Below are 14,653 nucleotides of genomic sequence, written 5' to 3'. Positions count from 1 at the left end.
CCGTGGCTGGTGTCATTCGTCGTATGGGTCACGGAATTAGTAGTAATTGCCCAGCAGGGACGCGACCTCGATCAGCAGCAGCACGGCGAACATGCGCGCGAGCCCGCCCAGTTCGGAGCCGTGGCGGCCCCGGCCGTCGCCGTTTTCGTAGAGTCCCGCCGCCATGGGAATGAGGGCCACGGCCAGGCTGAAGAACAGGGTCTTGAGCACGAACACCAGCGTGACGGCCGGCGTGAACACCTGGCCGAACATGCGCGTGTAGCTCGGCAGCCCCGCGGTGTTGAGCCCATACACCCCGAAATAGGCCATGGCGAGCGCGACCACGCACGACAGCGCCGCGAGCGTGATGCTGGCGTAGATGCCCGCCACCACCCGGGGCAGCAGCTCCACGCGGATCGGGTCGGCGCCGTGCCGGCGCAGGCTGTCCAGGCGGCCGGTTTGGCGCATGAGGGCGAGCTGGGTGCCGTTGGGGATGGTGGTGCGCATGGCGACGAACAGCGCGGCGGTGAGCGGGATCAGTTCCAGCACCAGCACGCGGATGACCATCTCCAGCGCGTAGCGCGACAGGCCGTAGCTCAGCGCCGTGACGACGACGATGCGGGTGATGACCAGGCTGACCAGCGCCGCCAGCACCGTGAAACCCAGCAGGATGGGCGCCGTGTCCTGGTACATGTGCCGCGCGAGCCGCCAGCGCGTGGCGCGCCCGTAGCTGGACGGCGAGAGCACGAGCACCAGCGCCACCGAACCCAGGTGCACGATGCGCCACCAGGCCACCGCCCAGCCCCGCGCGGTGCGCCAGATGCGGTCGATCAGCGAGGGGGATGGCAGGCCGGCGATCATGCGGCCATCATAGTGGACGGGCCTGCGGCGATGCGTAACAAAAATGGCCTCCAGCGCATATTCCACTAGGGCAGTTAGCTATCAATTTCATTGCAACGCGAACCGTGGGTCATACATGCCGCTTGGCCGCCGGCGCGGGCGGCGGCACGGTTTCGGCGTCGGCGCGGGCGTGCAGCGCCTCAATCACGCGGCAGCGGCCGGCCTCGGTGCCGTCGCAGCGGCCGCGCAGGGACAGCAGCTCTTCCTCCAGCGTGCGCAGCTCCTGCAGCCGGGTGCGCACGTGCTGCAGGTGCTCGTCCAGGGTGTCACAGGCGGCGTGGTCGGCCGCCGCGCCGTGGTGGTCCAGGGCGAGCAGGGTGCGCACCTCGTCCAGCGACATGTCCATGGCCCGGCACAGGCGGATGAAGCGCAGGCGGTGCACTTCGTCCGCGCTGTACAGGCGGTAGCGGTTGTCGGCGCGGGCCTGCTGGGGCAGCAGGCCTTCCTTCTCGTAATAGCGGATGTTGGCGGCGGGCACGCCCGACAGGCGGGCGACATCTCCGATACGGTGGCAGGGGCTTTGGGCAGACATGGCTTGACCTTCGAGCGGCTTCAAGGTTTTCAATCATGGCACGGCGGCGTTGCGCCATCCCCGAAGTTCAGGAAAACCATGACAAAACACAGCCACGACCCCTCCCATGCCAGCCACGACGGCCATGACCACGCAGGCCACAGCCACGGCGCCGCACCCGCGGCGTCTGCCTCGGCCACTGCAACCGCAAACGCAACCGCCACGGCCACCGCCAAACCGGGGGGCGGCCCCCGAATCGACGTGTCCTGCTGCGGTGGCGGCTGCTCGACGGCCGCGCCCCAGGCCGCCCGCGCCGATACGAAAAGCGCCGCCGCCGGGAGCCAAGCGCACGGCGACCAAGGGCACGAAGCCGGTGGCGACCACGACGGGCACGACCATGGCGCCCTGCCCGGCTGGGGGCGCCTTGCCGCCGCTCTGGTGGCGGCCACCGGCGCCGAGCTGCTGCATCTGCTGGGGCCGGACACCACGCCTTGGCGCGTGGCGGGCATGGCGGTCGCCGCGGTGGCCATCCTGCTGGCGGGACTGGGCATCTACCGCAGCGGCCTGCGCTCGCTGATGCGCGGCCAGCTCGGCATCAGCGCGCTGATGGCGGTGGCCGTGACCGGCGCGTTCCTGATCGGCCAGTGGCCCGAGGCGGCCATGGTGATGGCGCTCTATGCCCTGGCCGAGCGCATCGAGGACCGCGCCGTGGGCCGCGCCCGCGACGCCATCGGCGCCCTGCTGGCGCTCAGCCCCGACCAGGCCGACGTGCGCGGCCCGGACGGCCAGTGGCGCACCGTGCCCGCCGCCGAGGTGGCCGTGGACAGCACCGTGCGCATCCGCCCCGGGGGCCGCGTGCCGCTGGACGGCGTGGTGACCACCGGCCGCAGCGCGGTCGACGAATCCAGCGTGACGGGCGAGAGCCTGGCCGTGGACAAGGCCCCGGGCGACCCGGTGTACGCCGGCACGCTCAATGCGCAGTCGGAACTGGAGTTCCGCGTGACGGCCGCAGCCGGCCAGACCACGCTGGACCGCATCATCCGCGCGGTGGAGCAGGCCCAGAGCGCGCGGGCGCCCACCCAACGCTTCGTGGACCGCTTCGCCGCCGTGTACACGCCCGCCGTGTTCGCCATGGCGGTCGCCGTGGCCATCGGCGCCCCGCTGCTGTTCGACTGGACCTGGCTGGACGCGATCTACCGCGCCCTGGTGCTGCTGGTGATCGCCTGCCCCTGCGCACTGGTGCTGGCCACGCCCGTCACCGTGGTGAGCGGCCTGGCCGCCGGGGCCCGGCGCGGCATTCTCATCAAGGGCGGCAACTGGCTGGAGCTGGCCCGCGGCGTGCGCGCCGTGGCCTTCGACAAGACCGGCACCGTGACCGCCGGCCGCCCCGTGCTGGTGGGCCGCGAGGCGTTCGGCAGCGATGGCGCCGAGGATGTGGCGGCGGCGCTGGCCGGGCGTTCGGACCACCCCGTGTCGAAGGCGATCGCGGCCGGGCTCGGCACGCCGGCCGGCATTCCCGAGGTGGAGGATTTCACCGCCCTGCCCGGGCGCGGCGTGCAGGCGCGCATCGCCGGCGCCACCTGGCTGCTGGGCAACCGCCGGCTGGCCCAGGAAAAAGGCCTGTGGACCGATGCCGTGGAGGCCGCCGCCGCCGCGCACGAGGCCCAGGGCCGCAGCGTCACGCTGCTGGCCGACGGCCAGGCCGTGCGGGCGCTGTTCGCCGTGGCCGACACGCTGCGCCCGCAGTCGGCGCAGGCCGTGGCGGACCTGCGCGCACTGGGCATCGTGCCCGTGATGCTCACCGGCGACCACGCCGCGGCGGCCCAGGCGGCCGCGCGCGAGGCCGGCATCGACGAGGTGCAGGCGGGCCTGCTGCCCGAGCAGAAGCTGTCGGCCATCGCCGCGCTGCAGCAAAAGCACGGCATGACGGCCATGGCGGGCGACGGCATCAACGACGCGCCGGCCCTGGCCAAGGCCGACATCGGCTTCGCCATGGGCGGCGCCGGCACCGACGTGGCGATGGAGACGGCCGACGTGGTCATCATGAACGACGACCTGCGCCGCGTGGCCGAGACCGTGCGCCTGTCGCGCCGCACGCATGCCGTGCTGATGCAGAACATCGTGCTGGCGCTGGGCATCAAGGCGGTGTTCTTCGGCCTGGCGCTGGCGGGCCACGCCACCATGTGGATGGCCGTGTTCGCCGACATGGGCGCCAGCCTGCTGGTGGTGGCGAACGGCCTGCGCATGCTGCGCAGCGAATCGCTATCGAAAAAATAGCAGCCAGCGCAATCGATACGGCGGCATGGGCCATGTTCCACCGTATTTCCTGAAAACCGCCGGCCGGCATGTGGGAATGCCGGCCGGCGGCCTTCCTGCGGGGCGCGCCGGACCTTTCGCAATCGTGAGGTCGCGCTTCGCACATTCGTGCGCGGGCGGGGGCCGCCCATGGGGTAATCCCAGGTTTGACCCGTCCTAGAATCCGCCCACCTTTTTTTACCGGCGCCGGACCTCGATCCCACGAACTGCCCTGGTCCGAGGCCACGCCGCCACTTCCCGCATGAGCACCCCCAACCCGACATCCCAGCCGATCATCGTTCCCCACTCCGCCACCGAAGACACGGCGGCCCTGTTCACGGGGGTGCTGCTCATCTCGGTGGGCGTCGGGTTTTTCGGCAGCGCCGGGCTGCTCACCGGCGGCACGGCGGGCCTGGCCTTTCTGTTGCACTACGCGACGGACATGGGCTTCGGCAAGCTCTTCTTTCTGCTCAACCTGCCGTTCTACTGGCTGGCCTGGCGCAAGATGGGACGCAGCTTCACCTTGAAGACTTTCGTGGCCGTGGTGCTGCTGTCGGTGCTGACCGAGGCCCAGCCGGGCCTGATGCAATTCGTCGCGCTGCAGCCCCTGTACGCCGCGGTGGCGGGCGGGCTCATCACGGGCGCGGGGTTCCTGGTGCTGTTCCGGCACCGATGCAGCCTGGGCGGCATGGGCATCCTGGCGCTGTACCTGCAGGACCGCTACGACTGGCGGGCGGGCAAGGTCCAGATGGCGGTGGACTGCTGCATCGTGCTGCTGGCCTTGTTCACGGTCGAGCCCAGCCGGGTTCTCTGGTCCATCGCGGGCACGATGGCGCTCAACCTGGTCGTGGCGATGAACCACCGCCCGGGCCGCTACATGGCCATGTAGCCAGCGCAGGCTGCGGCACGGAACGCTCGGCACCCCAGGGCTATCATTGCCCCTTATGCGCCGCGGCATGTTCCTCTTTCTCATCGTGCTCATGGCCCTGCGGGGCCTGACGGGCAATGCCATGGCGGCCGGCATGCTGCCGGCGGCGGGCATGGCGATGCATGCGATGCACGCCCCGGTCGAGCTGCTTCAGGACACCTTCCAGGAACTGCCCCACGGCCTGTCCGGTGCAGACCACGGCGACAGCCCAACGCACTCGGCAACCCCTGATCCTTCCCCGGCACACCCCCTGCACGCCGCGCAGGCACAGGCGCCAGCCACCTCCCCCTCTTTGCCGCCCTGCCATGGCGAGGCCGCCGCCGCACCGGCCGGCGCGGCCGATGCAGGCCACGGCGCTGCGGGCGATGCGTCTGCGCACACCAGCGGCCATGCGCATGAAGGCGGATGCTCGGCCTGCGGCATCTGCCACTCGGCCATGCTGGCGCCCGCGCTGGCGGACCCCGCGCGCGCCGCGCTGCCGCGTGCGCCCCTGCCCCTGGCGGAGCGCCGCTTTGCCAGCGCCCTGGCCGCGCCGGCCATCAAGCCACCCATTTCCTGAGCCCTGACGCCCGAAGTGCGTCCGCCATCCGCGCGAGCCTCCAAGGCAGCGCGGGTTGGCGGTCGCTGGTTCCGCCTTTGCTCAGGAGATCGCCGTGCGCGCCCCCTCGCCTTTTTTCGTTCGTTCGCTACTGCGCGGTGCATGGATCGCCGCCGCGCTGTCGCCGCCATGGAATGCCATGGCCCAGACGCCCCTGCCCGCATCGGACCCGCTGGCACCTGCCAGTGCGTTGATCCACCGCGGCGTTGCGATCACCTCGCCGCCGGTCGAGCCCGGGTCGGTGGCCTGGCGCGACGCGCATGCCGCCGTGGCAGCCACGCCGCGCGGCCATGCCGACATCGTGGCGTGGGAAGCGCGCCAGGGCGGCCCGAGCGCCCAGGCCGCCCCGGCCGCAGCGCCGGAGCCAGCCGATGCCAAGGCCACCGCTGCGGCAGCGCCGAGCCAGAGCGGCCATAAGGCACATCAACATCACCACTCCCCCCTACCACCACCGGCCGGGAGCGCACCATGAACGCGCCCCGCTCTGCCACCCTGTGCGCGCTGACCGCCTGCCTCCTGCTGGCCGGCTGCGCCAGCGTCTCGCCCGATGGCCTGCGCGGCCAGGTGCAGGCCCTGGCCGACGGGCGCACTGCCGGCGTGGCCGCCCCCGCGCTGCCCTCCAGCGACCCCACCGCACGCCAGCAGGCCGATGCCGCCGTCGCGCAGTGGCTCGCCCAGCCACTGCAGGCCGATGCCGCCGTGCGCATCGCGCTGTGGCGCAACCCCGGCCTGCAGGCGCGCCTGGCCGCCCTGGGCGTGGCCGATGCGCAGCGTGTGCAGGCGCTCACCCTGCCCAACCCCACGCTCACGCTGGGCCGCTTTCGCAGCGGGCACGAGCGCGAGATCGAGCGCACGCTGGGCCTGGGCCTGATCGACCTCGTCACCCTGCCCTGGCGCACGCGCTGGCAGGGCCAGCAGATGGAGCAGGCCACGCTGGACGCCGCGCAGGACGTGGTGCGCCTGGCCTTCGACACGCGGCGCGCCTGGCTGCGCGCCGTGGCGGCCGAGCAGGTGGCCGCCACGCAGGAGCGCATGCACGAGGCGGCCGACGCCGGTGCCGAATTGGCGCGCCGCATGGCCCGCGTCGGCAACTGGAGCCGCCTGCAGCAGGCCCGCGAACAGGCGCTGTGGACCGACAGCGCCGCCCAGCTGGCCCGCGCGCGGCTGGCCGCCGCCACCGAGCGCGAGCAACTGTCGCGGCTGATGGGCCTGTGGGGCGCGGACGCGCACTACACGCTGCCCGACCGGCTGCCCGACCTGCCGGTAGAGCCCGAGGCCAGCGAAGGCATCGAGGCCCGGGCGCTGCGCGAACGGCTCGATGTGCGCGCCGCACGGCTCGAACTGGACCGCGTGGCCAACACCGAGGGCTTTGCCGGCGTGGCGCCCTGGGCCGGCGACATCGGCCTGGCCTACACCCGCAACACCACGACCGAGCAGGACACCGGCCACGCCGACGTCAAGCGCGGCTGGGAGGTGGAACTGGCCGTGCCCCTGTTCGACTGGGGCGGCGCCGCGCGCTCCCAGGCCCGGGGCCGCACGCTGCAGAGCGCGGCGCAGCTGCAGGACGTGGCCCTGCGCGCCCGCGCCGAGGCGCGCACCGCCTGGCTGGGCTACCGCACCGCCTACGACCTGGCGCGCCAGCAGCGCGACGCGGTCGTGCCGCTGCGCCGCTTCATCAGCGAGGAAACCACCCTGCGCTACAACGGCATGCTCGCCAGCGTCTGGCAGATGCTCGCCGAGGCCCGCGCCAGCAGTCAGGCCGTGGCCGATGCGCTGCAGGCCCAGCGCGACTTCTGGCTCGCCGAGGCCGACCTGCAACGGGCCCTGGCCGGAACCTCCGGCAACAGCTCCAGCGGCATCGCATCCGCCGCCCTGCCCGGTGCCGCCGCCGGCCGCGCCGCCAACCCCGAACCCCAAGGCCACTGACATGAAACGCCGCCATTTCTTCTCCGGCGCCGCCACCGCCGTGGCCGCCGCCTCCGTGGGCCGCGCCGCCCTGGCCGCGCTGCCCGAGATCCCCCAGCACGGATCGGCCGATACCGCCGTGCCGCCATCGCCGCCCACCGGGCGCCCGTTCCGCCCTGTGGTCACCCTGAACGGCTGGAGCCTGCCCTGGCGCATGAACGCCGGCGTGAAGGAATTCCACCTGGTCGCCGAGCCCGTGGTGCGCGAGTTCGCACCCGGCTTCGTGGTCAACCTGTGGGGCTACAACGGGCAGAGCCCCGGACCCACGATCGAGGTGGTCGAGGGCGACCGCGTGCGCATCTTCGTCACCAACCGCCTGCCCGAGCACACCAGCGTGCACTGGCACGGCCAGCGACTGCCCAACGGCATGGACGGCGTCTCGGGCCTGAACCAGCCGGCCATTCCCGCGGGCAAGACCTTCGTGTACGAGTTCACCGCACGGCGCCCGGGCACCTTCATGTACCACCCGCATGCCGACGAGATGACGCAGATGGCCATGGGCCTGATGGGCCTGTGGATCACCCACCCGCGGCTGGATGCGCACGGGCGCCACCCCCTCATCGCCCCGGCCGACCGCGACTACGCCTTTTTGCTGAACGCCTTCGCCGTGGAGGCCGGCACGCGCACGCCGCGCGTGAACGAGATGACCGACTTCAACATCTGGGCCTGGAACAGCCGCGTGTTCCCGGGCATCGACCCGCTGGTGGCGCGGCGCGGCGAGCGGGTGCGGGTGCGCGTGGGCAACCTCACCATGACCAACCACCCCATCCACATCCACGGCCACGAGTTCGAGGTGACCGGCACGGACGGCGGCGCGGTGCCCCCCGGCGCCCGCTGGCCCGAGGTGACCACCGACATCGCCGTGGGCCAGATGCGGCAGATCGAGTTCGTTGCCGACGAGCCCGGCGACTGGGCCGTGCACTGCCACAAGAGCCACCACACCATGGGCGCCATGGGCCACGACGTGCCCACCATGATCGGCGTGGACCACCGGGGGCTGGTGGCCAAGATCCAGAAGATCGTGCCCGACTACATGGTGATGGGCGAGCGCGGCATGGCCGACATGGGCGCCATGGAAATGCCGCTGCCCGAGAACACCCTGCCCATGATGACCGGCACCGGCCCCTACGGCCCGCTGGAGATGGGCGGCATGTTCAGCGTGCTCAAGGTGCGCGAGCACCTGGCCGCCGGCGACTGGCGCGACTCGGGCGACTACGTGCAGCCGCCCGGCACGCAGGCGTGGGAATGGCGGGGCGCCGCGGCGGACCTGCCGCCCGCGCCGGTGGCCCCGACGGCCCCTGCCGCCTCCACCGCGTCCCGGGCCGGGGCCGCCACCGTCCGCAAGCCGGGCCCCGGCGGCACCGGCCACGCCCACTGACCGGCCATGCCGTCACCCTCTATTGCTACCAATTTAATAGCAATATGCCCTAGAAAAATATGCGCCGGAGCCGTTTTTTACTTGAAACCCGGGTGGACACCCCAACCCACCGAAAGGAACCTGCCATGCCCCTGACCCCTTCCGCCGCTGGCGGCACCCCGACCCCGCTGGCCGCGCGCCGCCGCGCCCTGCAAGGCATCGCCGCCTGGGGCGCTGCCGCCGCCCTGCCCTGGCCGGCCTTCGCGGCCGCGCCGCCACCCATCGCCATCGAAGTCTGGAAGGACCCCAGCTGCGGCTGCTGCCAGGACTGGGTGGACCACATGCAGGCCAACGGCTTTCGCGCCACGGTGCACGAGAGCGGCAACGCCGCAGTGCGCAGCCGCCTGGGCCTGCCGCAAAAGCTGGGCTCGTGCCACACGGCGCTGGTCGGCGGCTACCTGATCGAGGGCCATGTGCCGGCCGCGGACGTGCAGCGCCTGCTGCGCGAAAAACCCAAGGCCCTGGGCCTGGCCGTGCCCGGCATGCCGGTGGGATCGCCGGGCATGGACGGTGCCTTCTACGGCGGCCGGCAGGACGCCTACGACGTGCTGCTGGTGGCGCACGGCGGGGGCAGCACCCGCGTCTTCAGCCACTACCCCCTAAAAAAGGAGCCCGCATGACACGCCGCCCCGCGCTCCCCACCATCGCCGCCGTCGCCGCCATCGCCCTCGCGCTGGCGGGCACCGTCCCCGCGCAAGCCTCCTCGCACGGCCCGTCGGGGCATGCCGGGCATGCCGCCGCCCCGGCCGCCACCGCCCACGCCGAAGCCACGGCCTTGCCGGGCACGCCATCGGAGCCCGATGCGGCGGCCCCGGCGCCGGACACCGAACTGGCACGGGGCGAAGTCGTGCGCTGGGACCCGGCGGCCGGCAAGCTCACGCTGCGCCACGGCGAACTGAAGAACCTCGCCATGCCGCCCATGACCATGGTGTTCCGCCTGCAGGACCCGGCGCCGGACGTGCCGCTCGCGCCCGGCACACCGGTGCGCTTTCATGCCGAGAGCCAGCGCGGCGCGCTCGTCATCACCCGCATCGAGGCCGTGCGCTGAAGCCCCCCCGCGCGGCGCCATAATCGCCGCCCATATGACCGCAGCATCCCGTTCGGCCAGCGACGCTGGCAGCATCACCCGCGTGGCGGGCATCGAGGTCGGCCACTACACCGACGCCCGCCGCCCCACGGGCTGCACCGCCATCCTGGCGCGCGAGGGCGCCGTGGGCGGCGTCGATGTGCGCGGCGCCGCGCCGGGCACGCGCGAGACCGACCTGCTCGCGCCCTCCAACCTGGTCGAGAAGGTGCATGCCGTCGTGCTGGCCGGCGGCAGCGCCTGGGGCCTGGAGGCCGCCACCGGCGCCGTGCGCTGGCTGGAGGAACGCGGCGTGGGGCTGGATGTGGCCGTGGGCCGCCTGCCCATCGTGCCGGCGGCCGTGCTGTTCGACCTGCTGGTGGGCGACATGCGCATCCGCCCCGACGCCGCGGCCGGCTATGCCGCCTGCGCTGCCGCGTCGCGCAACGACCCGGCGGAGGGCAACGTGGGCGCGGGCACCGGGGCCGCAGTGGGCAAGCTCTTCGGCATCGGGCGCGCGATGAAGGGCGGCATCGGCACGGCCTCGGTGTCGCTGGACGGCATCACCGTGGGCGCGCTCATCGCCTGCAACGCCGTGGGCGACGTGATCGACCCGCACACCGCCCGGCCCGTGGCCGGCGCGCGCTCGGAAGACGGCCAGCGGCTGATGGACACGCGCCGCGCGCTGCTGGGCGGGGTGCCGCCCGAGCCCGTGCTGCCCGGCACCAACACCACCATCGGCGTGATCGCCACCGACGCGGTGCTGACCAAGGCCCAGGCCCATCGCCTGGCGGTGTCGGGCCACGACGGGCTGGCGCGCAGCATCAACCCCGTACACACCCAGCTGGACGGCGACACGCTGTTCACCCTGGCCACCGGCGCCACGGGCCGCCACGCGGGCATGCTGGTGCTGGCCACCATGGCGGCCGAGGCCGTGGCCCGCGCCACGCTGCGCGCCGTGCAGGCCGCGCAGTCCCTCACCACCCACGAAGGGCTGTACCTGCCGAGCGCGGCGGACCTCGGCCGATGAACGCCCTCGCCGCCCGCTCCCGCACCGTCACGCGCCGGGTGCACACGGCGCTGCTGAACCTGCGCGACCTGATCCTGTCCGCCGGGCCGCTCGCCTTCCTGGCGGTGGGGCTGCTGGTGCTGGCCTACTGGTGGCTGCAGCCCGCGCCCCCGAAACGCGTCACCCTGGCCACCGGGCCCGCGCAGAGCGCCTATGCCGACTTCGGCCAGCGCTACCAGAAGGCCTTGGCGGCCGACGGCATCGAGGTGGTGCTGCGCGAGACGGAAGGCTCGTCCGCCAACCTGCAATTGCTGCGCAGCGGCGAGGCCGACCTGGCCTTCGTGCAGGGCGGCACCGGCGAGCTGCGGCCCGAAGACTCGGGCACCCTGGAATCGCTGGGCAGCCTGTTCGTGGAACCGGTGTGGATCTTCTACCGCACCGAGGCCGCGCGCCGGGTGGTCAAGAGCGGCCGGCTCGACAGCCTGGCGCAGTTGCGCGGCCTGCGCGTGAACGTGGGCACCGCGGGCAGCGGCGTGCCCACGCTGATGGAAAAGCTGCTGGAGGCCAACCGCATGGAGCCCCGGGCGCTGCGGCTGTCCGAGCTGGGGCAGACGCCGGCCACGGTGGAGTTCCTCGCGGGCCGGCTCGATGCGCTGGTGTTCGCATCCGCGCCGCAGTCGCTCATGGTGCAGATGCTGCTGCAGACGCCGGGCGTGCGGCTCATGGACTTTCCGCAGCACGAGGCCTACGGACGGCGCTTTCCGTTCCTCACGCCCGTCACGCTGCCGCGCGGCGTGGTGGACCTGGCCGGCAACGTGCCGCCTGCCGATGTGCGGCTGGTGGCCTCCACCACGTCGCTGCTGGCGCGCGAGGGCACGCACCCGGCGCTGCTGCAGCTGTTCGCGCAGAACGCGCAGTCCCTGCATGGCAGCGCGGGCTGGTTCAACCGGGCGCGGGAGTTTCCGAGCACCCGCCACAGCGAGCTGCCGATCGCTGCCGAGGGCGAGCGCGCCATCAACGAGCCCGCGCCGCTGCTGCAGCGCTACCTGCCCTTCTGGCTGGCCAACCTGATCGAGCGCATGTGGCTGGTGCTGGGCATCTTGCTGGCCGCCATGCTGCCGCTGTCGCGCGTGGTGCCGCCGCTGTACCAGTTCCGCGTGCGCTCGCGCGTGTTCCGCTGGTATGGCCGCCTGCGCGAGATCGAAGACGAAATGGACGCCGGACAATCCGAGCCCCAGGCGCTGCACGAGGCCCTGGACCGGCTGGAGGCGCAGGTGGAAAAGGTGAGCGTGCCGCTGTCGTATGCCGACGAGCTGTACGCGCTGCGCAACCACATCCATCTGGTGCGCCGAAAGCTGCGCGCGGGGCCAGTTACCGGGGCAGGTACGGGGCTGGGTGCGGAGCCGGCGCCTACAGTGGCAGCCACAGAAGGCCTGCCCGGTGGCACGCAGAGGGTGGGCGACGGCGGTGCGGCTAGCGAAGGCCGGGGGGACGCCGTGCGCCCCAAGCCGGAGCCTAGCGCGGCCTGATCGGCTTGGCGCCCTTGCCGCGCTGCGCGCGGCCATGGGCAGCCACCACCGAGGGCGGTGGCCCCGGCAGCACCCGCAAGGCCCCTTCGGCCGTCAGCTTGTCGCGCATGCGCCGTGTCATCGACTGCGTGCTGCCGTCGGCCGCGGTGAACAGGAACAGGGTGTGGTGCGGGCTGGACCACGTCAGTTGCGTGTGCACGGCGCGCTGGTTGGTGATCAGCTCGACCCAGCTACCCAGGGGGAAGTCGTCGGTGGCCTCCGGGCCGACGGCGGAGGCCTCTCCCCCCTCTTGCGCCACGCCGGGTTCGTGCAGCGAGCCGTAGAGGGATTCCGGCGGCACGATGGTTTCCATGCCGTCCGGCTCGTCGGAGAGCGCACCCGCCGGCTGCAGCGCCCGGCTGGCCACGCGCTCCATCGCCGCCTGGTGCAGGCCGGCGATGCGTTCCAGCACGGCACCGGCCATGGCCTCGGCATGGCCCACGCTGTCCAGGCCCTGGCGGATGGTGCCCAGCATGCGCGTGACGGTGCCGCCCAGCCGCTCGGGCTCGGCCGCAGCCACCTCGGGCTGGGCGATCCAGAACAACTCGGGCACCAGGGCCAGGTAGCCGCCGGGGTCGCCATCGGCACTGCCGGGGTCGTCCATCTGCGCGAGCGCCACCACGTCGGCCCATGGGCCGGCCGCGAAATCGAGGATGTCCTGCGGCACCTGGGCGGCCCCCGCCAGCGCGCGGATGTCGGCCGCGATCCGCTTGGACAGCGCCTCGCGCCGCTGCACGCGCAGGGCGGCCTGCCGCTCGGCCTCCTGGGCCTCGCGCAACTGGCGCTCCTGCGAGGCCCAGGCCGACTCCAGCGCGGTCAGCACGGTGGCGAAGGTATCGGCGTCCTGGCTTTCGCTGCTGGCCAGGTGGCTCACTGCTTCGTCCACGAGCCGCATGAAACGGTCGAAGCGGGGGTCGGACTCGGATTCGAAGTCCAGCGCGCGCTGCGTCAGCTCGTCGAGCAGGCGGCGCGCGGGGTGTTTTTCATCGGTGAAGAACCGGCGGTCGTGCCGCACCAGTTGCTTGATGGCGGGCCGCAGGTTCTGCACGGCGCGCTGGATCGGCTGGGGCAACCGGCTGTCCTGCGCGATGTTGTCCATCATGCGGCTCACCACTTCGGTGGCGGTGCGCGACGGGGACGGAGGCGCGGGTGCCACCACGGGCGCCACGCCATGGACCGGCGCAGGGGTAGCCATCGCCCCACCGCTCCAGGCGCCCAGTGCCGCCGGCTGGCTACCCGCCAGTCGGCCCACCAGGCGCTCGAGCTGCGCGATGTCTTCCATCGCTTCGGCCGCTGCGGCCGAGCTGGGCGGGAAATAATCCGATCCGCCAGCGCCCATCTGCGAACTGGCCGGGCCGCCGCCGCGGGCCTCGGCCCAAACGGCCTGCTGGGACGGCCCGGCGCCGAAGGCGGCGGCAGGCGCCACGCCATAAGCGAGGGCGTCGCCCGAACTGGCGAGCATCTGCCGGAGCATGCCCACGGTCAGCAGGGCCTCTTCGGCTTCCGGGGCGAGCGGCATGCCCATCGATGCCGCTCCACCGCCACCCATGCCGCCGGGCGCGCCGTACTGGCTGGCGTATTGGCTCGCATACAGGCTGGTGTGCGCGCTGCCGTAGCTGCTCATCGGGCCGCCGTGCAAAGACGCCGGCCCGTAGCCGCCGCCATGGCTGCTGGGGTGCCCCGCACCGCCATAGCCGGTGGCACGCCCCGCCGACTGGCCCGCCTGCCCCACCACCGCATAGCCCACGGGGGCGATGCCGTTGTCGCGCAGGCTCTGCGCTGCGGCCTTGTAAACGGCCACCAGTTCGTCGCCCAGCACCTTGCGCATGTGCGCCATCCACACCTGGCGGATCTCGGCGGACACGCCCGTGTCGCCCACCACCTGCTGCAGGGCGCGGATGTAGTTCTCGGGGCGCAGCGGATTGCGCTCGGGCTGCACGCGCTGCAGGCCCTGGGCAGAGCTGACCAGGGTGTTGAGTTCGGCCAGCGTGGCCTCGGTGGCGTGCACCGCGATCTGCTGGGCCCGCGACAGCTCGACCTGGGCCAGCACCTCGGACTCGTCCATGAGCGACAGCTCGCCGAAGTCCATGCCCGTTTCATCGCCGGGCCGCGCGCGTGGCGTGGAAGGCCCCTCGGCAAACACCTCCAGCAAGGCCATGGGGTAGGCCTTGGCCAGGGTGTCCTCGTGCTGCTTGATCAGCCGCAGCGCATCGGCCAGCAGCGTGCGCTGCTGAATGTTGCGCTCGGTCGATTCATCGCTGGCCAGCGCCCCCTGGGTGACGCTGGTCAGCCGGCCCATCAACGCCTCGCCCTGCCGCACCGCGTTGACGACGCAGGCACGAAAGACCGTTCTGGACCGGGACGCGGGCAGGGACATGGTGGCGGGCGGGGAAAAGCGACAGCAGCGACGATCCTAACGG

The 14,653-nt window shown here is 72.6% G+C and carries 13 protein-coding genes; 10 read left to right on the top strand and 3 right to left on the bottom strand.

All coding sequences use genetic code 11. The annotated features are described in order from the left end of the window. Positions 1-36: 36 nt before the first annotated feature. Complete coding sequence (locus M5C98_RS08130; protein WP_272552094.1) at positions 37-840, bottom strand: MlaE family ABC transporter permease; 804 nt, start codon at positions 838-840, stop codon at positions 37-39. A gap of 109 nt (positions 841-949) precedes the next feature. Then, entirely contained in the window at positions 950-1,411 is a 462-nt protein-coding gene (locus M5C98_RS08125; protein ID WP_272552093.1) for a MerR family transcriptional regulator, read from the bottom strand. Between the two features lie 78 nt (positions 1,412-1,489). Between M5C98_RS08125 and M5C98_RS08120 the strand changes: the two genes are divergently transcribed. The 10 genes from M5C98_RS08120 (at position 1,490) to M5C98_RS08075 (ending at position 12,194) form a co-directional block, all read left to right on the top strand. Continuing rightward, positions 1,490-3,667, top strand: a complete 2,178-nt coding sequence (locus tag M5C98_RS08120; protein ID WP_272552092.1) for a heavy metal translocating P-type ATPase — start codon at positions 1,490-1,492, stop codon at positions 3,665-3,667. Between the two features lie 280 nt (positions 3,668-3,947). Continuing rightward, on the top strand, positions 3,948-4,574 hold the full coding sequence (locus M5C98_RS08115; RefSeq protein ID WP_272552091.1) for a YitT family protein: 627 nt from the start codon (positions 3,948-3,950) through the stop codon (positions 4,572-4,574). 67 nt (positions 4,575-4,641) lie between these two features. Beyond that, positions 4,642-5,172 carry a hypothetical protein gene (locus tag M5C98_RS08110; protein ID WP_272552090.1) on the top strand — a complete coding sequence of 177 codons (531 nt, stop codon included), beginning with the start codon at positions 4,642-4,644 and terminating at the stop codon, positions 5,170-5,172. A gap of 94 nt (positions 5,173-5,266) precedes the next feature. After that, positions 5,267-5,683, top strand: coding sequence for a hypothetical protein (locus M5C98_RS08105; RefSeq protein ID WP_272552089.1), 417 nt, complete (start codon positions 5,267-5,269; stop codon positions 5,681-5,683). Continuing rightward, positions 5,680-7,137, top strand: coding sequence for a TolC family protein (locus M5C98_RS08100; RefSeq protein ID WP_272552088.1), 1,458 nt, complete (start codon positions 5,680-5,682; stop codon positions 7,135-7,137). The genes M5C98_RS08105 and M5C98_RS08100 overlap by 4 nt, the downstream gene beginning before the upstream one ends. Position 7,138: 1 nt before the next feature. Further along, entirely contained in the window at positions 7,139-8,554 is a 1,416-nt protein-coding gene (locus tag M5C98_RS08095) for a multicopper oxidase family protein (RefSeq protein WP_272552087.1), read from the top strand. A gap of 125 nt (positions 8,555-8,679) precedes the next feature. After that, positions 8,680-9,213 carry a DUF411 domain-containing protein gene (locus M5C98_RS08090; RefSeq protein ID WP_272552086.1) on the top strand — a complete coding sequence of 178 codons (534 nt, stop codon included), beginning with the start codon at positions 8,680-8,682 and terminating at the stop codon, positions 9,211-9,213. Continuing rightward, positions 9,210-9,641 carry a copper-binding protein gene (locus M5C98_RS08085; RefSeq protein WP_272552084.1) on the top strand — a complete coding sequence of 144 codons (432 nt, stop codon included), beginning with the start codon at positions 9,210-9,212 and terminating at the stop codon, positions 9,639-9,641. The genes M5C98_RS08090 and M5C98_RS08085 overlap by 4 nt, the downstream gene beginning before the upstream one ends. 34 nt (positions 9,642-9,675) lie before the next feature. Beyond that, positions 9,676-10,686, top strand: a complete 1,011-nt coding sequence (locus M5C98_RS08080; RefSeq protein WP_272552083.1) for a P1 family peptidase — start codon at positions 9,676-9,678, stop codon at positions 10,684-10,686. Continuing rightward, a complete protein-coding gene (locus tag M5C98_RS08075) occupies positions 10,683-12,194 on the top strand; it encodes a TAXI family TRAP transporter solute-binding subunit (RefSeq protein ID WP_272552082.1) in 1,512 nt (503 codons plus the stop codon). Before M5C98_RS08080 ends, M5C98_RS08075 begins: the two co-directional genes overlap by 4 nt. On the opposite strand, the gene M5C98_RS08070 is transcribed toward M5C98_RS08075, so the two are convergent. After that, the gene (locus tag M5C98_RS08070) at positions 12,181-14,610 is read right to left on the bottom strand and encodes a DUF1631 family protein (RefSeq protein ID WP_272552081.1); all 2,430 of its coding nucleotides are present in this window, start codon (positions 14,608-14,610) and stop codon (positions 12,181-12,183) included. The two genes, M5C98_RS08075 and M5C98_RS08070, sit on opposite strands and share 14 nt — an antisense overlap. Positions 14,611-14,653: the final 43 nt, after the last annotated feature.

Origin of the sequence: Acidovorax sp. NCPPB 3576 (genome assembly GCF_028473605.1) — a bacterium.
In the GTDB taxonomy this organism is placed as follows: Bacteria; Pseudomonadota; Gammaproteobacteria; order Burkholderiales; family Burkholderiaceae_C; genus Paracidovorax.
Note: the sequence above shows the minus strand (reverse complement) of the source record. Positions and strands in the feature narration are given on the sequence as shown.

Bases quoted from the DNA above. Each gene is read 5' to 3' on its own strand.
- M5C98_RS08085 (WP_272552084.1), top strand. From the start codon at position 9,210: ATGACACGCCGCCCCGCGCTCCCCACCATCGCCGCCGTCGCCGCCATC.
- M5C98_RS08125 (WP_272552093.1), bottom strand. From the start codon at position 1,411: ATGTCTGCCCAAAGCCCCTGCCACCGTATCGGAGATGTCGCCCGCCTG.
- M5C98_RS08100 (WP_272552088.1), top strand. From the start codon at position 5,680: ATGAACGCGCCCCGCTCTGCCACCCTGTGCGCGCTGACCGCCTGCCTC.
- M5C98_RS08075 (WP_272552082.1), top strand. From the start codon at position 10,683: ATGAACGCCCTCGCCGCCCGCTCCCGCACCGTCACGCGCCGGGTGCAC.
- M5C98_RS08115 (WP_272552091.1), top strand. From the start codon at position 3,948: ATGAGCACCCCCAACCCGACATCCCAGCCGATCATCGTTCCCCACTCC.
- M5C98_RS08095 (WP_272552087.1), top strand. From the start codon at position 7,139: ATGAAACGCCGCCATTTCTTCTCCGGCGCCGCCACCGCCGTGGCCGCC.
- M5C98_RS08110 (WP_272552090.1), top strand. From the start codon at position 4,642: ATGTTCCTCTTTCTCATCGTGCTCATGGCCCTGCGGGGCCTGACGGGC.
- M5C98_RS08090 (WP_272552086.1), top strand. From the start codon at position 8,680: ATGCCCCTGACCCCTTCCGCCGCTGGCGGCACCCCGACCCCGCTGGCC.
- M5C98_RS08120 (WP_272552092.1), top strand. From the start codon at position 1,490: ATGACAAAACACAGCCACGACCCCTCCCATGCCAGCCACGACGGCCAT.
- M5C98_RS08080 (WP_272552083.1), top strand. From the start codon at position 9,676: ATGACCGCAGCATCCCGTTCGGCCAGCGACGCTGGCAGCATCACCCGC.
- M5C98_RS08130 (WP_272552094.1), bottom strand. From the start codon at position 840: ATGATCGCCGGCCTGCCATCCCCCTCGCTGATCGACCGCATCTGGCGC.
- M5C98_RS08070 (WP_272552081.1), bottom strand. From the start codon at position 14,610: ATGTCCCTGCCCGCGTCCCGGTCCAGAACGGTCTTTCGTGCCTGCGTC.